General features: G+C 63.3%; 15 protein-coding genes. 6 read left to right on the forward strand and 9 right to left on the reverse strand.

The window, feature by feature from the left end; genetic code table 11:
• Positions 1-23: 23 nt before the first annotated feature.
• Complete coding sequence (locus D4Q51_RS15370; RefSeq protein ID WP_120078687.1) at positions 24-896, reverse strand: N-acetylmuramoyl-L-alanine amidase family protein; 873 nt, start codon at positions 894-896, stop codon at positions 24-26.
• 479 nt (positions 897-1,375) lie between these two features.
• Between D4Q51_RS15370 and D4Q51_RS15375 the strand changes: the two genes are divergently transcribed.
• A complete protein-coding gene (locus D4Q51_RS15375; protein WP_120078688.1) occupies positions 1,376-4,099 on the forward strand; it encodes an Rne/Rng family ribonuclease in 2,724 nt (907 codons plus the stop codon).
• 25 nt (positions 4,100-4,124) lie between these two features.
• The gene (locus D4Q51_RS15380; RefSeq protein ID WP_120078689.1) at positions 4,125-4,952 is read left to right on the forward strand and encodes an NTP transferase domain-containing protein; all 828 of its coding nucleotides are present in this window, start codon (positions 4,125-4,127) and stop codon (positions 4,950-4,952) included.
• A 4-nt stretch (positions 4,953-4,956) separates the two neighbouring features.
• Here the strand turns inward: D4Q51_RS15380 and D4Q51_RS15385 are convergent, their stop codons facing one another.
• Positions 4,957-5,592: a class I SAM-dependent methyltransferase gene (locus D4Q51_RS15385; protein WP_120078690.1), complete on the reverse strand. Its 636-nt coding sequence runs from the start codon at positions 5,590-5,592 to the stop codon at positions 4,957-4,959.
• A gap of 144 nt (positions 5,593-5,736) precedes the next feature.
• On the opposite strand from D4Q51_RS15385, the gene D4Q51_RS15390 reads away from it, so the two are divergent.
• Positions 5,737-6,750 (forward strand): D-alanine--D-alanine ligase family protein, encoded by a 1,014-nt coding sequence (locus D4Q51_RS15390; RefSeq protein ID WP_120078691.1) that lies wholly within the window; start codon positions 5,737-5,739, stop codon positions 6,748-6,750.
• Positions 6,751-6,757: 7 nt separating this feature from the next.
• Here the strand turns inward: D4Q51_RS15390 and D4Q51_RS15395 are convergent, their stop codons facing one another.
• Positions 6,758-7,474 (reverse strand): SDR family NAD(P)-dependent oxidoreductase, encoded by a 717-nt coding sequence (locus D4Q51_RS15395; protein ID WP_120078692.1) that lies wholly within the window; start codon positions 7,472-7,474, stop codon positions 6,758-6,760.
• Positions 7,475-7,735: 261 nt separating this feature from the next.
• Here D4Q51_RS15395 and D4Q51_RS15400 point away from each other — a divergent pair, with 261 nt between their 5' ends.
• Genes D4Q51_RS15400 through zapE form a run of 3 tightly spaced genes read left to right on the forward strand, consistent with a single transcriptional unit; the run spans position 7,736 to position 10,067 of the window.
• Positions 7,736-8,518, forward strand: coding sequence for a succinate dehydrogenase iron-sulfur subunit (locus tag D4Q51_RS15400; protein WP_120078693.1), 783 nt, complete (start codon positions 7,736-7,738; stop codon positions 8,516-8,518).
• 2 nt (positions 8,519-8,520) lie between these two features.
• On the forward strand, positions 8,521-8,955 hold the full coding sequence (locus D4Q51_RS15405; RefSeq protein ID WP_120078694.1) for a GFA family protein: 435 nt from the start codon (positions 8,521-8,523) through the stop codon (positions 8,953-8,955).
• Positions 8,952-10,067, forward strand: a complete 1,116-nt coding sequence (zapE, locus tag D4Q51_RS15410) for a cell division protein ZapE (protein ID WP_120078695.1) — start codon at positions 8,952-8,954, stop codon at positions 10,065-10,067. The genes D4Q51_RS15405 and zapE overlap by 4 nt, the downstream gene beginning before the upstream one ends.
• Here zapE and D4Q51_RS15415 read toward each other — a convergent pair.
• Genes D4Q51_RS15415 through D4Q51_RS15440 form a run of 6 tightly spaced genes read right to left on the reverse strand, consistent with a single transcriptional unit; the run spans position 10,064 to position 17,910 of the window.
• On the reverse strand, positions 10,064-11,959 hold the full coding sequence (locus D4Q51_RS15415; protein WP_120078696.1) for an XrtA/PEP-CTERM system amidotransferase: 1,896 nt from the start codon (positions 11,957-11,959) through the stop codon (positions 10,064-10,066). The two genes, zapE and D4Q51_RS15415, sit on opposite strands and share 4 nt — an antisense overlap.
• A gap of 9 nt (positions 11,960-11,968) precedes the next feature.
• Complete coding sequence (xrtA, locus tag D4Q51_RS15420; protein WP_120078697.1) at positions 11,969-13,525, reverse strand: exosortase A; 1,557 nt, start codon at positions 13,523-13,525, stop codon at positions 11,969-11,971.
• On the reverse strand, positions 13,515-14,738 hold the full coding sequence (locus tag D4Q51_RS15425) for a TIGR03087 family PEP-CTERM/XrtA system glycosyltransferase (RefSeq protein WP_120078698.1): 1,224 nt from the start codon (positions 14,736-14,738) through the stop codon (positions 13,515-13,517). Before D4Q51_RS15425 ends, xrtA begins: the two co-directional genes overlap by 11 nt.
• 9 nt (positions 14,739-14,747) lie before the next feature.
• Entirely contained in the window at positions 14,748-15,806 is a 1,059-nt protein-coding gene (locus D4Q51_RS15430) for a FemAB family XrtA/PEP-CTERM system-associated protein (protein WP_120078699.1), read from the reverse strand.
• Complete coding sequence (locus D4Q51_RS15435; protein ID WP_240624800.1) at positions 15,803-16,714, reverse strand: XrtA system polysaccharide deacetylase; 912 nt, start codon at positions 16,712-16,714, stop codon at positions 15,803-15,805. Before D4Q51_RS15435 ends, D4Q51_RS15430 begins: the two co-directional genes overlap by 4 nt.
• A gap of 41 nt (positions 16,715-16,755) precedes the next feature.
• Positions 16,756-17,910, reverse strand: a complete 1,155-nt coding sequence (locus D4Q51_RS15440; protein ID WP_120078700.1) for an XrtA/PEP-CTERM system-associated ATPase — start codon at positions 17,908-17,910, stop codon at positions 16,756-16,758.
• Positions 17,911-17,927 lie beyond the last annotated feature (17 nt).

The raw sequence follows: 17,927 nt of genomic DNA on the forward strand, positions 1-17,927 counted from the left end.
GATGGCGCCACAATGAATAAGCATCAGTTCGTCGCGGTCTGGCGTGCGAAATAGATGCGGATGGCCCGTGCCATCACTTCGGCGAAGCGTTCGCGCCCCTCCACCGAAGCCAGCCTTTCAGCATCCTCCGGATTGGTCACGAAGCCCGATTCGAACAGGACGCCCGGCACGTCTGGAGCGCGCAGCACGGCCAGCGCAGCAGAGCGGCGGGCCTCGGGGTGGAAGACGAGCGTCCCCTCGCCCTCGCGCTCTATGAGTTCGGCAAACTCCACCGATTTCTCCGACGTGCGTCGTTGCGACAATTCGACAAGGATGGCGTTCACGTCCTCGTTCTGCCCGGAGAGATCGACACCGTTGACGATATCGGCATCGTTCTCGCGCTCGGCAAAGAGGGCCGCGGCCTCGGAACTGGCATTCTCGGACAGGGTGTAGATGCTCGCCCCGCTCACCCCCTCCTTGTCGCCTGCGGAATCGGCGTGGATGGAAAGGAACAGGTCCGCGCCCAGCGCCCGCGCGATCTCAGCGCGTTCCTGCAACACGATGAAGCGATCGTCGTCGCGGGTCATGGCGACGCGGATGCCGCCATCTTCCAGCAATCGGTCCCGCAGCGCACGCGCCAGACCAAGGACGATAGCTTTTTCCCGGTATGTCTCGCTCACCGTGCCGGGATCGGGGCCGCCGTGCCCTGCGTCGATCACCACCAGCGGACGCGCCGGATCGGAGGGGCCCAATATCTCCGGCAAGCCGATGGGCGTGCTGCCGTCGGGCAAGGCAACGCGCACCACGTAATCGCGGCCCAGCACCGGAACCGGGATGGCCGCGCCCAGTGTATAGAGCGCACCCAGCAAAAGCACCGGGAGTGCGAACAGCAGGCCGATCTGAAATCGATACGCCATGCGGGCGGCGAAACGTCCTTTGCGGCGCGCCGTGCAGGCGCGGGAATGGTTAAGGCAACACCAAGGGAAATTTGCGCGAATGCGCAACAAGGTTGCCGTATCTTTTCCCCGATGCTAGCTAGAACGCAGCCGGAGCGATAATGCAATCCGGCGCCCGGCTCGGCCCCATTTCTGGCCAACCCGGCAATGCTTACAGGTTGATGCCGCGATGCAAAGTAAAAGCCAGCAAGCCACGGAGCGTTCGACTGAACGTGCGACGGCTGCAAGGCTTCCAGCGCAGACGAAAACCCTGCGCCTTTTCACCGCGACAGACACGTTTCGCGCGTCCACCCGCAAACCGGCGACCTGCCGGACGGGCGGCGTGATGATTTCCAACACCCGCGACAATCGCGGGCCCCACACATATCGGCAATCCTCTCCACCCGGCCCGGCATCATGCCGTCTGACCGGAGTGACGGCGATTGCCCGGAGAATACTACATGGCAACGCGCATGCTTATCGATGCGCGCCACCCGGAAGAAACACGGGTGGCGGTGCTCAAGGGAAACCGGATTGAGGAGTTCGACTTTGAATCTGCCGAACACAAGCAGATCAAGGGCAATATCTACCTGGCAAAAGTAACGAGGGTCGAACCCTCCTTGCAGGCGGCTTTCGTCGACTTCGGCGGCAATCGCCACGGCTTCCTCGCTTTCAGCGAAATTCATCCCGACTATTACCAGATCCCCGCCGCCGACCGCGAAGCGCTGCTGCGCGAGGAACAAGCCGCTGCCGAGGAAGAGGCAAAGCTTCGCGCCGAAGAGGACGAGGACGGCGCCCCGCTCGACGAGGATATCGACGACGAGGATGAAGACGAGGACGAAACCGGCGTCGAGGAAATCGACACCAGCGAGAAGGACGACGTCTCCACCATCGAGGATGGCCACGTAGAGAACGGCGACGAGGAAGCATCGGACGATTCCGACGAGGACGATGACGACTCCGACGAGGAAGAATCGAACGACAAGCGCCGTGGTCGCGGCCGCGGTCGTGGCAAGGGCCGTCGTCCGCAGGGCCGCCGCCAGGGTGGCAGCCGTGCGAAGGAAATCGACGAAGCCCGCGCCAAGCGCCAGGCGCTGCGTCGCCGCTACAAGATCCAGGACGTCATCCAGCGCCGCCAGGTGCTGCTGGTGCAGGTCGCCAAGGAAGAGCGCGGCAACAAGGGCGCTGCGCTCACCACCTACCTGTCGCTGGCTGGCCGCTATTGCGTGCTTATGCCCAATTCCAGCCACGGCGGCGGCATTTCGCGCAAGATTTCCAACGGTTCCGACCGTAAGCGCCTGAAGAGCATCGTGTCCGATCTCAGCCTTCCCAAGTCCATGGGCCTGATCGTGCGCACCGCCGGTCTCAGCCGCACCAAGACCGAGATCAAGCGCGACTTCGACTATCTCGCCCGCCTGTGGGACGAAATCCGCGAACGCACCATGTCGAGCAGTGCTCCGGCGCAGATCCACTCGGACTCCGACCTGATCAAGCGCGCCATCCGCGACATCTACAATCGCGAGATCGAGGAAGTCGTGGTCGAGGGCGAGGAAGGCTACAAGGCCGCCAAGTCCTTTATGAAGCTGCTGATGCCCAGCCACGCACGGCGGGTGAAGGCCTACAACGATCCTGTTCCGTTGTTCCAGCGCTACGGCGCGGAAGACCAGTTGTCGGCGATGTACGATCCGATGGTGCAGCTGAAATCTGGCGGCTACCTGATCATCAATCCGACAGAAGCGCTGGTGTCGATCGACATCAACTCGGGCCGCTCCACCAAGGAGCACGGGATCGAGCAGACCGCGCTCCACACCAACCTCGAGGCGGCGAAGGAAATCGCCCGACAGCTGCGCCTGCGCGACATGGCGGGCCTCGTCGTGATCGATTTCATCGACATGGAGCGCACCGGAAACGTGCGCAAGGTCGAACGGTGCATGAAGGATGCGCTGAAGAACGACCGTGCGCGTATTCAGGTGGGTCGAATTTCAGGCTTCGGCCTGATGGAAATGAGCCGCCAGCGCCTGCGTACCGGCGTTCTGGAAGCGACCACGCGCGAATGCCCGCACTGCGACGGCACCGGCCTTGTCCGCACGGCAAGCTCCGCCGGTCTTTCCGCGCTGCGCCTGATCGAGGACGAAGCCGCCAAGGGCAAGGGAACGGTGATCACGCTTTTCGCCTCCACCGAAGCGGCAGTGTACCTCCTCAACGCCAAGCGTGCCGACCTTGCCGAGATCGAACAGCGTTACGGCGTGACCGTGGAAGTGAAGCCCGAAGGCGAAGACGAAGGCGCGAAGATGCGCGTCGCCTCCTCCGGCCCGCGCCCGGCGCAGGCTCCCAAGTTCGAGCCGATCGTCGATGACGATGACGATGACGACATCGAAGACGACGACGATAACGACAACGATACGAGCGGCGAGGACGATGACGATACGGGCGGCCAGCCCAAGAAGCGTCGCCGTCGCCGTCGCGGCGGTCGCGGTCGCAACAAGAATCGCCAGCAGGACGAAGGTCAGAACGACTCTTCCGATGACAACGACGATGATGGCGACGATGACGAAACCTCGTCCGACAATGGCAACGACGACGACAGCGATGGCAAGCCACGCCGCCGTCGGGGTCGCCGCGGCGGTCGCGGCAGGAACCGCAACCGGCAGGACAACGACAACAGCGCCAACGACGATAAACAGCGTTCGGACGAAAGTCCTGATGGCGAAGAACCCAATGAAGCAGTAGCCAAGCAGGCAGACGCTCCGCAGGACGAGGCCCAGCCCGAAGTCGAGGAAAAGCCGAAGCCCAAGCGCACCCGTCGCAAGAAGGCCGAACCCGCCGAAGCAGAACAGGCCATGCCGGATGACGCCGAAGCAGAGGAAAAGCCGAAGCCCAAGCGCACCCGTCGCAAGAAGGCCGAACCCGCAGAGGCTGAAGAGGCCAAGCCGGAAGACGCCGAAGCCGAGGAAAAGCCGAAGCCCAAGCGCACTCGTCGCAAGAAGGCCGAGCCTGCTGCAGAAGTCGAGGCCGAAGCCGCCGAAGCCGAAGCTGAAGCTGAACCTGCGGCAAAGCCTGCGAAGAAAACTGCCAAGGCAGAAGCACCCGCCAATGACGGTGAACAGGCCGAAGGCGACGAAGGAACCAGCGAGGATGGTTCTCCCCGTCGCGGCGGTTGGTGGCAGCGCACCTTCGGCAACTGATCGCCGCCGTTAACGGAGGCCAACGATGGACCCACTTCCCGTCACCGTGATCGTGCTGGCGGCCCAGCGCACCGGCGTGGTCAACCCCCTCGCCGCGCGCGCGGGGGTCAGCCACAAGTGCCTGGCGCCGATCTGCGGCCGCCCACTGATCGCGCATGTCATGGAAACGCTCACCACGCTTCCGGACATTCGCGAGATCCGCGTGGTGCTGGAACCCGATGGGCAGGCGGAAGTCGATCCGGTGCTGGAAACCTTCCGCGATCGCGGTGCGCCGATCACGCTGGTGGATAGCGACGCCAACATCGTCGAGAGCGTACTGGCGGCCTCCAGGGGCGAGGAAGGACCGTTCGTCATCACGACGGCAGACAACGTGCTGCTGACCCACGACGGTTTCGAGCAGGTCCGTAACGCCATGCGCGATGCCGATGCCGTGATCGGCGTGACCACCAAAGAGCGGGTCCATGCCGTGCACGAGCGCGGCCAGCGCGGGTTCTACGAGTTCAAGGACGCCGGTTACGCAAACTGCAATCTCTATGGCCTCGCCAATCGCAAAGGCCTGAAAGCAGCAGAAATCTTCCGTGAAGGCGGGCAGTTCCAGTCCAATCCGGGCCGCATGGTCCGGGCTGCGGGCATCTTCAATATCCTGCTGATGCGCTTTGGGCTCATCACCTTCGCGCGCGGGCTTGACCGAGTTGGCAAGCGCTTCGGCGCAAAGCTGCGTCCGGTCGTGTTCGAAGATGGTGCGCTCGCCATCGATGTCGATAACGAGCGGACCTATGCAATTTGCGAGTGGGTGCTGGGGCAGCGGCTCGGGATGGATATTCCCAAGCCCGAAATCGAGGACTGGAACTAACGGCTCAGGCGCCTGCCCGGCGCGCCACGCCCCATTCCATCCAGCCCGCCCACTTGGGGGCCTTCTCGAAATAGATCTGTCCGATCGGCTCGATCTCGAACCCGGCCGCGCGGATAGAGCCGCCCACTTCGCGCGTCAGGTGACAGTTCCCCGCCAGGTGCTTCCAGACAGGTTCGATACGGCGCTGCCAAGTCGCCGGGCCGGGATCGGGAGCCTTGCCGTGTTCAAGGAATAGCAGCCGCCCGCCCGGTTTCAGCACCCGGCGCATTTCCGAAAGCACGCGGCCGGGATCGTCCACCGAACATAGCGTGTAAGTGCACACGACCGTATCGAAAGCCCCGTCGCCGAAAGGAATGTCCTCCCCCTTCCCTTCGCGAATATCGGCCTGCCAGCCTTTCTCCTGCGCTCGCTGCCGGGCCGCATCGAGCAGGCTGGCATTGGGATCTATGCCGGAAAAGCTTGTGACCGCATCAATATCATAGTGCCGCTGGTTGAACCCGCCACCGCAGCCCAGTTCGAACACCGCGCCCTTGGCAAGCGGCACCACCTCGCGGCGAAGTTCGTCCACGTCCTCGGAACCGCAGCCGAGCGAGACGACCTTGGGCAGGATGGTCTCGTCATACCATTTGCCAAACCCCATTCGCGCCTCCTCAGGCTGGCACCGGAGTAACGGATTGTTTCACGATACGCGGATTTTGCAACGGCGAATTGCGCAGCGATTGCACCGGAACCCGTTTGGGCCTAACCGCCGCGAGAATTCAACCGCCACCAGAAGGCCGAGTCCATGACCACCGAAATTGCCCCGCTGCGGATTCCCGAAGACGCCAAGGAACGCGTGAAGATGCTGTTCATGGCCAAGCACGCCTTGTGGGGCGGCGGGATGCATCCGGAGGATGGCAACCACGCGATCTACCACCACGAGGTGCGCACCACGCTGGAAAACCTCGGCCTGAACCTGGAATTCGCGAACAGTTACGACGTGCTGTTCACACGGCCCGAGGTGGATTTCGTATTCCCGCTGCTAAACCGCGGCGGCTTCGTGAACAGCGAGATGCTGATCCCGATCCTGTGCAACATGCACCGCATCCCCTACCTCGGCGCCATGCCGTTCCTGCGCGGCCTGGGCGATGACAAGAGCGTGTCCAAGCTGGTCTGCACCCACGCAGGCGTGCCGACGGCACCCTGGTTCTGCTATCGCAGGGGCGCACCCGTGCTGGAAGCGGACCTGCCGCCCGCGCCCGATGGCCGCTGGGTGATCAAGCCCAATGCGAGCTCCGCCAGCTGGGGCATTTCCGACGCGCACGACTGGAATGGCGTGACCAACGCCGTCGCCGATATCCACGGCCAGGGCCACGATGCCATCGTGGAGCCTTACCTCGACGGCTACGACGTGCAGTGCGCCTTCATCACGCTGGACAACGAGCCGACGGCCCTGCCGATGCTGTGGTACGAGCGCGAGAACACGCAGAAGCTGTGGACCTACTACGAAAAGCGCGACCTCGTGCCCAACACGGAGAAGGCCGCGCTCAAGCGATTCGACCATCCCGAGCTTGCGCCGAAGATCGAGGAAATGGCGAAGAAGTTCGCCCGCCAGATGACGCCCTTCGACTATGGCCGGATTGAATTCCGCGTCGACCTGAAGACCGGCGACATCAATTTCATCGAGATCAACCTCAACTGCAACCTGTGGAGCGAGAAGGTGATGGCAAAGGCGGCCGCGCAGGCAGGCTTCAGCCATGCCGACCTGCTGGAAACGCTGCTGGCCGAGTGCTGGCGCCGTCACGGGCTCATCAGCTAGGTTTCAGCTAGGGCTCCACCCGCTCTCGCTTGTAGTCGAACACGTCGCCGCTGTTGTCGGGAGTCAGCTTTTCCAGCACGCCCAGCAGGTTGGCCGCGGCTTCGTCGGGCGCGGTGAGCTGGCCTTCGGGCAGGTTGTTCTGGAACGGCTCCGACAGGGGCGTGTCTACCGTGCCGGGATGCAGGCCCACGGCCACGGCCTGCTTGTGCGTGCGGGCAAGTTCGATGGCGAAATTGCGCACCAGCATGTTCAGCGCGGCCTTGCTGGCGCGGTAGCTGTGCCAGCCACCGATGCGGTTGTCCCCGATCGAGCCGACGCGCGCGGAAATCGCGGCAAAGGTCGCCGGGGCATCGCGAGGGAACAGCGGCAGGACGTGCTTTGCCACCAGCGCGGGGCCGATGGTGTTGAGGTGCAGGACGCGGGCCATTGCCCTGGCATCGAGGTTCTTGAAGCTGCGCTCCGGCCCGGTCCCGTCTTCCAGCGTGAGAACGCCCGTGGCGACGATCACCAGATCGGGCGGATCGTCCCGCCACGTCTCGGTAACGTCGGCGATGCTGGCTTCATCGTCGAAATCGAAGCGGAATGGCGTCACGCCGGGAAGATCAGGCGCCTTGCCGCTTCGCGACCCTGCGAAGACGGGTATGTTCCGCTCCGCCAGTGCCTGCACGAGTGCAGAGCCGATCCCGCCGCTGCTGCCGAACACTGCCGCCCGTTTCCATGTCATACCTGCGCTGCTCCTTTCCTACGTCCAAGTCTTTCACATAGGAACCGCGCATGGCCTGCAAAACACCCTCTCTAGCCCGTATTTCCGCCGGTTTTTCATTCGCCTATGGAAGGTCCGGACATTTGCGTCAGGACACTGTTCCAGGTGTTCCACATTCGCCGCGGCAAGCGTGCAAATCCGGGCAGAAAACCCAAGGCTTTGCTTGCTCTCGCACGCCGGATGAGTAGATAGGCACGCAGAAGCGACAGGAACGATCAGATCATGGCTACCTTCACCCTCCCCGCCAACAGCAAGATCCGCAACGACGGCGAAGTCCACAAGGCGGAAACCGGCGGGAAAATCCGCAAGTTCCGCATCTATCGCTACGATCCGGACAGCGGCAAGAACCCGCGCTACGACACGTTTGAAGTGGACCTGGACGAATGCGGGCCGATGGTTCTTGATGCCCTGTTCAAGATCAAGAACGAGATCGACCCGACGCTGACCTTCCGCCGCTCCTGCCGCGAAGGCATCTGCGGTTCGTGCGCGATGAACATGAACGGCAAGAACGGCCTCGCCTGCACGACCGCGATCGAGGACGTGAAGGGCGACATCCGCATCACCCCGCTGCCGCACATGGAAGTGGTGAAGGACCTCGTGCCCGATTTCACGCACTTCTACGCGCAGTACGCCAGCATCCGGCCTTGGCTGCAGACCGTCTCCACCACGCCTTCGGGCAAGGAGCGGCTCCAGTCGCCCGAACAGCGCGACAAGCTGGATGGCCTCTACGAGTGCATCTTGTGCGCCTGCTGCTCCACAGCCTGCCCCAGCTACTGGTGGAATTCCGACAAGTTCCTTGGGCCGGCGATCCTCCTGCAGGCGTACCGCTGGCTGGCCGACAGCCGTGACGAGATGACCGGTGAGAGGCTCGATGACCTGGAAGATCCCTTCCGTCTCTATCGCTGTCACACGATCATGAACTGCGCCAACGTGTGCCCCAAGGGCCTCTCGCCCGCAAAGGCCATCGCGGAAATCAAGAAGATGCAGGTGGAACGGCACGTTTGACGATGGCGATTGGTGCAGGAAACAAGGTCGAGGGCGGATGCCTGTGCGGTGCCATCCGCTACACCGTCACCGGGCCGGAGATGTTCACCTCGCAGTGCTGCTGCAAGGATTGCCAGAAGGCGACCGGGACCGGCCACACGACGATTATCGGCCTGCGTCGCGACCAGCTGGTCCTGCGCGGCGAGCCGAAGACCTATACCAACGGCGGTGACACGGGCGGCAAGGTGACGCGGCATTTCTGCGGCGAATGCGGTGGACGTCTCTACACCACCGGAGACTTGCCGGGTGATGAAGTGCTGATCCTGCAGGCAGGATCACTGGACGATCCCAATGTAGTCTCGCCCGAGAGCGTTATCTACGTGAAGGACGCGCCGGCCTGGGATTTCTTCGATCCCGACCTCCCCAAGTTCGAGGCGATGCAGCCCCGCGAGCGATGAGCGGTATCCTTTCCCGCTACGAACGCCTGATTTCTGCCGGAGAGCTGAAACCCGACGCGGACCAGCGCCGCGCTGCGGAGAGGCTCGAGGCGTTGCAGAAGGAACTGGAGGCCGAGCAATCGGGCGGCTTGCTCGGGCAACTGTTCGGCCGAAAGAAGGCGCGGCCACAGGGCGTCTACATGGTCGGCGGCGTGGGGCGCGGCAAGTCCATGCTGATGGACCTGTTTCATGCCACGCTCGACATCCCGGAAAAGCGCCGCGTGCATTTCCATGCCTTCATGCAGGAAGTCCACGCCGCCCTTCGGGAGGCCCGCAAGAGCGAGAGCGGCGACCCCATCCCCCCGGTGGCAGAGAAGTTATCGAGAGACCTTCGGGTGCTCGCCTTCGACGAGATGGTGGTAAACAATTCCGCCGACGCCATGATCATGAGCCGGCTGTTCACAGACCTCATCTGCAAACGGAACGTAACGGTCGTCACCACCAGCAACAGGCGCCCCACCGAACTCTACAAGGATGGTCTCAACCGCGAGCATTTCCTGCCCTTTATCGACCTGATCCAGGCCGAACTGGACGTGGTGGAACTGGACGGGCCGACCGACTACCGCATGGAGCGTATCGGCGGGCTGCAAACCTGGCACTGCCCGCTTGGCGATGAGGCAACGGCCAAGGTGCGCGAGGCGTTCTTCCGCCTGACCGACTACCCGCCCGAGGATGCCAAGCACGTTCCCAGCGCCGAACTCGATGTAGGCGGCGGACGGATGATGCATGTTCCCAAAAGCCTGAAAGGCGTGGCCGTGTTCAGTTTCAAGCGCCTCTGCAAGGAAGCGCGCGGCGCGCCCGATTACCTCGCCATTGCGCGGACCTATCACACGGTCTTCATCGTCGGCATCCCGCAGATGGACAAGGACATGCGCAACGGAGCGAGCCGTTTCGTGACCCTGATCGATGCGCTGTACGAAAACCGCGTGAAACTGTTTGCCACGGCAGAGACGGAACCGGAGGATCTCTATCCAGCCGGCGATGGTGCGTTCGAGTTCCAGCGCACGGTCAGCCGCCTGAAGGAAATGCAGAGCGAGGAATACATGGCTCTCGGCCACGGCATGGCGGATTAGGCGATTCCCAGGCGGGCCAGCGAGCGGTCCAGCATGACGAGTTGCCACAGCAGGCGAGAATGATCCGCGCGGCCTCCGATATGTTCCTCGGCAATCTCGGCGAGGCGCACATTGTCGAACCACCCGGTACGCGCCAGCATCGCGCTCTTGGAAATGCCGCGTGCCTTGCCCGCCAGTGGGCCGCGAAACCACTCCGCGATCGGAGTGACGAAGCCTTGCTTGGGGCGGTAAAGAATGTCTTCCGGCAGGTACCGCCCCATCGCCTTCTTGAGCAGCCATTTGCCCTGTCGGCCCTTGATGCGCAGCCCTTCCGGAAGCCCCGCCGCGAACTCGACGAGGCGATGATCGAGCAACGGTTCGCGCGCTTCGAGGCTGGCGGCCATGCTGGTGCGGTCGACCTTGGTGAGGATATCGCCCGGCAGCCAGAACTTCAGGTCCGCGTACTGAGCCTGATCCAGCCCACTGCGCATCGGTGCCCTGCCCATCAGATCGTAAAGCGGCTGCTCCGCACGATAGCTGCCGAGCTGTCCGGCCAAGTCCGGAGAGTAGAGGGCGAACCGCGCCTCCGGCGACACGACCGACAGCGCACGGGCATAGCCTTCCTCGGCAGAACCCGCGAGCGAAAGAAGCGTCGTCTTGGCCCGCAGGGGCCGCGGTGCCCAGTCCGCCTTCGGATAAGCCCGGCCGAGCGGGCCGAGCACGTTCTTGCGCACCGCTTTTGGTATCAAACCGCGCAGTCGCTCCTCGTGCGCGTGGAACACCTGTCTCCTGTAACCCGCCATCGCTTCGTCCGCCCCGTCCCCGGACAAGGCCACGGTGACGTTCTCCCTTGCCAGTTGGCACACCCACCAGGTGGGCAGCGCGCTGGCATCGGCGAACGGCTCGTCAAACATGCCTGCAATCGTGTCTATCGCGTCGAACTGGTCGGCGCTTACGGTGCGGGCTTCGTGATCGGTAGCGAAAAGCTCTGCTACCTGCCGGGCGTAACTCGTCTCGTCCGCGCTGGCGACGTCGAAACCGATGGAACAGGTCTTCACCGGCTGGCGGCTTGCTTCCGCCATGAAGGCGACCACGCTGGAACTGTCGACACCGCCGGAGAGAAACGCGCCGAGCGGCACGTCCGAAACCATGCGGCTCGTCACCGCCTGCTGGAGGTGGTGGAGCAGTTCCGCCTCGAGGTCTTTCGCCTTGCCCTTGTGGCGCTTGGCGAAACTGATGTCCCAGTACTGCTGCGGTTCCGGAACCGGGCTGTCGTGACGCAGCGTTAGCGTATGCCCGGCAGGCAATTTGCGCACGCCTTTTAGGATGGAACGATGGTCGGGCACGTAGCCCCACGCCATGAAGTCCTCCACCGCCCTTGGATCGGCATCACGCCGCATCAAAGGGTGGGCGAGCAGTCCCTTGAGCTCGGAGGCAAAAGCAACCGATCCGTCGGAAAGCTGCGTGTAGAACAGCGGCTTCACGCCGAAACGGTCACGCGCCAGGAATAGCTCCCGTCGCTTGCGGTCGTAGATGGCGAAGGCGAACATGCCATGGAGGCGGGAAACGCATTCGGCACCCCACTGCTCGTAGGCTGCAAGGATCACCTCGGTATCGCCCTCGGTGCGGAAGGTAGTGCCGCGCGCTTCCAGCTCCTTTCGCACTTCCCGAAAGTTGTAGATCTCGCCGTTGAAGCTGATCGTCAGCCTCTCGCTGATCGAATGCATCGGTTGCGGAGAGCCTGCCACGTCGATGATCGACAAGCGACGATGGCCGAGGCCCACCCCTTGCGCCGTCCAGACACCGGAGCCATCCGGACCGCGATGGGCGAGCACGTCGGTCATCCGTTCGACCCTGATGGGATCGACCGGCTTGATCGTGCCGCAATGGAAAAGGCCCGCGATCCCGCACATGCGTGCGAACTAGTCGAGCCGGGCCAAAGCGTCCATCCAATCCGAAACGGGAGCGGTGGATTGCAGAAAGTCCGCGAGCACGGTCTCACCGTCCTGCGTGGACGTATCCTCGGCAGAGACGATAAGCATCATCGTCGGCTGTGGAACGGAAAGCAGGCGATCCCGCATATTGAGCAGCTTGAGGCGAAGGCGGCTGCTGCCGGTCCATTCGTCATGACGATACCAGGTGTAGGCGACGCGTTGCTGCGTGCCCAGCGCCTGCAATCGCACGCCGCTCGCACCAGCAGGCGCGTTGTTCGCCGATAGCCACCGCCATTCGGTATCGCTCGGCAGCGCGCCTTCGCCGTAGCCCCCCGCCTCTCGGCCCTCTTCCTGCGCGGCGTAGAGTGCGAAGATCACGTCCACCACCCTGCCCTGCCTATCTCGATAGCTGGTAATCAGCCGATGATCGTAGCCGGTCGCGCGCGGGTGCCACGGATACGACTGGTCCAGCGCGACAGGCTCCCACCCCTCGATTTCGACCAGTCCGATTTCGTCCGGAAGCGCTGCCTCTACGCTGCGGGCCTGGGCCGCCCAGGCGATGTGGACCACGGCTGCAACAACAAGCGCGCTCATGACGAACCAGCCATTGCCGTTCCAGCGTTCCAGGCGGCCGGGCCACCTGGCGGCGCGGATCGTAGCGGCATCGATGAACGGAACGCCGATCTGCCGGTCGAAGAACTTCCAGCCTGCGGCCAACAGCGCCGCCATCACCAGCGCGAAGAAAATCCAGCCATAAACAATGTGATCGAAGCCTGCGGCAAAGGCGATACCTTGAGACTGGGCGATGTAGATCGTGCCCCATGCGCGCACGCCGTTCGCAAGGATCGGCAGGACAACCGCCACCACCATGAACACCGCGCGCCGTCGCCACGCAAGGAAGCATACGTGCGCGACCAGCGTGCCAAGCGCCACCATGGCGATCAGGAATTTCACGCCCGAGCATGCTTCGGCGACCTCGAACAGGCCGACCGGCGTGTCGATGAAGACGCCTTCCACCGCGGCGGGAATCCCGCTGGCATGGGTCAGTGCGATCGTGATGTGCGCCGTGATCATCTGCAATGCCGGAACAAGCTCTTCCCCGACAGGGACAAGGAAAAGGCCGAACGCGAGCGGAAAGAGCAACGCCCATGCCACGCGCGGCCCGAACAAGGTGACGACGCTGGCCTGCAATACCATCACGAGCGCGAGGTGGCTGACGGTTGCCGTTCCGGAAATATCACCCAGCAGCCAAGCGAACATGGCCCCTGTCACCATCAGCAATCCCGGCCCCCATGCTTGCGGCACCAGTTTCGCCAGTTCTGGCGATCTCTGCCACACCAGCCAACCAATGATCACCGGTACAAGCAGGATGTGGTTAAAGGTGGAGATGTTCCACCACTGGTTCACCATTACCGCCCAGTCCGCCGCGAACAGCGCCAGTATCGCGGCCCAGGCGATTGCAAGACGTAGCAGGGGCATACGCCAGGCAGGCGCAATCCTCTCTGTGATCGCGGCGCGATGCGGAGAGGCCGCTTCAAGCAGCATCGCGCGAAGACACCTGAACCATGCTCAACAATTGCGGCAATTCAGACAGCATGGCTCGCCAGTTCATTGTCTCCATGACGAACCGCCGCGCCTCATGCCCCAATGTCCGTGAAGCGGCGGGCTCAGATGCAAGCCGCAGCAGTGCAGCCACGAAAGCGGCGTTGTCTTCTGCAACGAGGACTTGCTCGTTCTCGGCTGCGTGAATGCCGCTCGCAGCATCTGGCGACACGATGACGGGCCGCGCCATGGCCATTGCCTCCAGCACCTTGTTCTGCACACCCCGCGCGATCCGGAGCGGTGCCACGACGGCATCTGCGCCGGCGAGCCAGGGCCGCGTATCGGGCACTTCGCCGATGACGCTGGTACCGTGAACGCCGTGCAAGGATCGCACTTCTTTAGTAGGGGCGCGGCCGACAATATGGAACTGTGCCGCGGGCAGAGTGCGTAGGACGTCGGGCATGATCTCGCGGGCCATCCGCGTAACGGCTTCGACATTGGGGGCGTAATCCATCTGCCCTGTAAAAACATAATGCGGGCCACCTTCCATCAGTACCGGGGCAGGTCCGACCGAACCCGGATCGAACAGCGCACAGTCGATGCCGTTGCGCAGGGCACGAATATCGTGCGTTCCGCTCGTCCGCTCCCGCAGCAAGTTGGCCTCGGCCTCGCTCACCAGCAGCGTGGTGTCGGCGCGTTGTACGAGGCGGGATTCTTCCGCTTTCAGCAGCCTCCCCTCCCGTGCATCGACGAACGCCCGTGGACCGGTTCCCGCCTTGCCGTAAGCTTCGAACTTGGCGGAATCGACATCGACGAGATCGAGCAGAAGGTGTCCTTGCCAATCGGTCGGCACATACTGTCCCATTTGCCCGGAAAAGACGTAGATTGCCGCTATCTTGCCCGAACTGAGGAGGTTCTGCACCCAATCCGCCAACTCGCGCGAGCGGAAAGCGGCAAAGCTTACAGGCTCACCGCGCAGTAAAGCTTCGGCACCGGCTAGTGTAAGCGGCTTCGATCGGCGTGGCATGCACCAGCTGCGCGCCATTCCGTCCAGGAAGTGCGCGGACGCCATATCGGCATCGGTCTCGGCGAGGCAGCCGACATGCACGGGCGCAATGCCCGCCAGCGCCTTGAGGACGTGGTGCGAACGAATCTTGTCGCCGCGGTCAGGGGGGAACGGCAGGCGATGCGCGAGGAAGAGGATATCGCCGCTCATGGCTGTCCCCTACCCAAGTCCGCGCGCAATGATCGGACCGACCCGGTTCGCCACGCCCAGCGGCAACTTCTTCCACAGCGCGATGCGCGACTGGTGCTGCGCACTGGTAGGATCGGCGTCCCGCGCCTCATGGCCCGGTGCGGTCCAGCTTGCGTAGGACAAGGGCTCGGCTCCGAAACCCCAGTTCTTCTTGAATGCGTAGGCCCCGCTGTTGGTCTTGCTGCGCCCAAAATCGAAGCGCTCGCACCCGCGGCTGCGAGCATGCAGCATCAGCTCGAAATACATGCGATCGTTGGCGCGGAGGCGGCGCGCATTCCATGTGCCGCCGCCCCAGTACGGCATGACCGCGCCATCGTGATAAAGCGAAAGCACGCTCGCGACGGGCGCGCCCTTGTCCCACACTGTCAGGATGTCCGCATCGAGCCTGTCGAGCACGGCATCGAACAGGGCCTTCGGGAACACCGGCGTGCCAAGGTTACGCACGCTTTCGGCATAGACGCGGTAATGCGCCAGGCGTTCTAGCGAGCCCTTGCCAGTCGTGACCTTCAGATTGATGTTGAGGCTCTTGCGAACCTCGGCGCGCTGCTTGCGCGGGATCGCTGCGAGTTGCGCATCGTCGTCCACGGCCAGCGGCGCGACGAAGCCGCAATGGCTTTCGTGGCGCAGGTGCCATCCGCGGCCTGCCACGCCGCCACGAACCTCCACCGTCGGGCAGGACAGGCGAAGCGCATATTCCTCGGCCGCAGTAATCAGGTTCAAGGCGGTTTCGTCGCTTTCGGCCAGTGCGCCGCCTTCAACCGCAAAACCGGAGGACGCCAGCATTCGTCCGAACACGGGTGAATGAACCTCGGTCAGCGGCAGCCAGCCTGTCACCCTGTCGCCTCTTTCCGCGACAAGACCTCGGGCGCGCTGGCCCGTGCCTGTTTCAACAGCCTGCAACCATGCCGGCCGGTGGAAGACCGATCCAGCTTGGTCCGCCACGTATGCCTCGATGCGGGCCACTTCGTCTGGCTGGCGCAGGTCGACAGCGCGCGTCATTTCGCGAACCATGGGGAACGGCGCATTCATCCGTGCACCGCTTTCTCCAGGCGTAGTCGCAGGTTCTCACGCTTGGCGACGCCATCCATGCGGCCCCAGTGAAACTCGCGCACGAGGTGTTCGAGCTTGCCGGACATCTTGCCAAGGTTCGTGTAGTGCCGCAAACGCGAACGCAGCGGCGCCCCAGCCACCCGAGGCTGGCCCGGATCGATTTCCCAGGGGTGGAAATAGAAGATCGCCGGACGCACATCGGTGCGGTTGACCTGGCGGATGGCCCAGCGGCTGAACGCGTATGGCAGGACACGGAAGAACCCGCCCCCGCCTGCAGCCAGGCGCTTACCGCGAAACATGGCAGTTGTGACGGGGAGCTCTACGAAATTGCTGCCCTCGACCGGCTTGAACGCGAAACGCGGCGCTTCCCGCCAGCCATAATGATCGTGCGCAATCGGCGCGACGCTGGAGGAATAGAGGTAGCCCGCATCCACCAGTGCCTCGTGCGCCCATGGCGTGCGCGCATCGATGGAGAAACTTGGCGCGCGATAGCCGACAACCCGCGTGCCGCTCGCGTCTTCCAGCACCTTTCTGGTGCTGGCAATATCGGCCGCGAAACTCGCCTCGTTCATGCGAAACACGCGTTGGTGATCCCAGCCGTGGCTGGCAATTTCGTGGCCGCGGCCGGCAATGTCGCGCAGTAGGCTTCCGTGGCGCTGCGCCACCCAGCCCAGCGTGAAGAAGGTGCCTTTAGCGCCCGCCTCGTCGAACAGGTCGAGAATGCGGCGCACGTTGCGGTCCACCCGGTCATCCAGAGTGGACCACTGGCCGCGCTCGATCACATCCTCGAATGCGCCGACCTGGAACCAGTCTTCCACATCGACCGACAGGCCGTTGACGACTTCTTCCGCCTTGGCCGGCTTGTTGTCGAAGTTCAGAGCATTCACGGCGTTTCGGCTCCTTGCCCGGATTGGCTCCGCCTTGGCGTTCAGGCGGCCTTGCTCGAATCCATGTCGTTCTCGATCCAGTCGATCAACATGGTGAGCGTCTGACGGATCGTGCGCTCCTGTTCAAAGCACCTGGATTCGACGCGGGCGAGCTGCGCGCGCAGGCTTTCGATCTCCGGGTTCACCTTCTCAGCAATATCGGCGTCGCGCTGATCGGCCATTTCCACGATGGCCTGCTGCAATTCGGCGATCTGGGCGTCGCGCTCGGCCAGGTATTCTTCCAGCATCTCCCTGTCGACCCGCGGAGTGGTGGGCATGGCCTTCACAGGCTCATAGCTCACCTCCTGCGCGGGCATCGGCGAGGGTGCCGCTTCGGGGAAGGCACGCTCCGCCTCCATCTCGGCCAGAACGTTCTGCAGCATGGCAGCATCGATGCGGTTTCTCTCTTCCACAGCGCCCAACAGCAGCAGGCGATTGGCGATCTGGTTCACCCGGCGCGGAATACCGCCGCTGGCTTCGTACAGTTCCGTAAACACGCGCTGGTCGAATGCCGGGTTGCCATCCCAGCCCACTACTTTCAGGCGGTGGAAGATATAGGGCTCGATCTCACCTTTCTGCATCGGCTCCAGGTGGTGCGCGGCAATCACGCGCTGGCGCAGCTGTTCGAGCCCCGGGTCGCTCTGGATCGTCACGCGGAATTCGGGCTGGCCCAGCAGCAGCGTCTGCAACAGCGGGTGGTTGCCAAGCTGGAAGTTCGACAGCATCCGCAGCTCTTCCAGCGCCGAAACGGAAAGGTTCTGCGATTCGTCCATCACCAGCAGGCAGCGGCGACCCTCACGGGCTTCCTCGTGCAGGAAGCTCTCGATCTCGGTCAGCGCGGTGGCCTTGTCATGCCCTTCGATATCGAGACCGAAGCTGCGCGCGACGACGTGGACAATCTCTTCGCCATCCAGCTTGCTGGTGACGACCTGCGCGATAGTGACCTGGCTATCATCCAGGCTTTCCATCATGTGCGCGACCAGCGTCGACTTGCCCGATCCCACTTCGCCGGTGATGACGATGAAGCCCTCTCCTTGCGCTAGGCCATAGCCGAGGTAGGACAACGCCTTGCGATGCGTCACCGAGCGGAAGTAGAACTCCGGATCGGGCGTCAGCTGGAAAGGCTTGCCGGTGAGGCCATAGAAGTTATCGAACATGGGTCTGGTCTCCTTGA

Source organism: Aurantiacibacter odishensis (genome assembly GCF_003605195.1).
Taxonomy (GTDB): domain Bacteria; phylum Pseudomonadota; class Alphaproteobacteria; order Sphingomonadales; family Sphingomonadaceae; genus Alteraurantiacibacter; species Alteraurantiacibacter odishensis.

Coding starts and splice junctions, on each gene's coding strand:
- D4Q51_RS15370 (WP_120078687.1), bottom strand. CDS start 896: ATGGCGTATCGATTTCAGATCGGCCTGCTGTTCGCACTCCCGGTGCTT.
- D4Q51_RS15375 (WP_120078688.1), top strand. CDS start 1,376: ATGGCAACGCGCATGCTTATCGATGCGCGCCACCCGGAAGAAACACGG.
- D4Q51_RS15380 (WP_120078689.1), top strand. CDS start 4,125: ATGGACCCACTTCCCGTCACCGTGATCGTGCTGGCGGCCCAGCGCACC.
- D4Q51_RS15385 (WP_120078690.1), bottom strand. CDS start 5,592: ATGGGGTTTGGCAAATGGTATGACGAGACCATCCTGCCCAAGGTCGTC.
- D4Q51_RS15390 (WP_120078691.1), top strand. CDS start 5,737: ATGACCACCGAAATTGCCCCGCTGCGGATTCCCGAAGACGCCAAGGAA.
- D4Q51_RS15395 (WP_120078692.1), bottom strand. CDS start 7,474: ATGACATGGAAACGGGCGGCAGTGTTCGGCAGCAGCGGCGGGATCGGC.
- D4Q51_RS15400 (WP_120078693.1), top strand. CDS start 7,736: ATGGCTACCTTCACCCTCCCCGCCAACAGCAAGATCCGCAACGACGGC.
- D4Q51_RS15405 (WP_120078694.1), top strand. CDS start 8,521: ATGGCGATTGGTGCAGGAAACAAGGTCGAGGGCGGATGCCTGTGCGGT.
- zapE (WP_120078695.1), top strand. CDS start 8,952: ATGAGCGGTATCCTTTCCCGCTACGAACGCCTGATTTCTGCCGGAGAG.
- D4Q51_RS15415 (WP_120078696.1), bottom strand. CDS start 11,959: ATGTGCGGGATCGCGGGCCTTTTCCATTGCGGCACGATCAAGCCGGTC.
- xrtA (WP_120078697.1), bottom strand. CDS start 13,525: ATGCTGCTTGAAGCGGCCTCTCCGCATCGCGCCGCGATCACAGAGAGG.
- D4Q51_RS15425 (WP_120078698.1), bottom strand. CDS start 14,738: ATGAGCGGCGATATCCTCTTCCTCGCGCATCGCCTGCCGTTCCCCCCT.
- D4Q51_RS15430 (WP_120078699.1), bottom strand. CDS start 15,806: ATGAATGCGCCGTTCCCCATGGTTCGCGAAATGACGCGCGCTGTCGAC.
- D4Q51_RS15440 (WP_120078700.1), bottom strand. CDS start 17,910: ATGTTCGATAACTTCTATGGCCTCACCGGCAAGCCTTTCCAGCTGACG.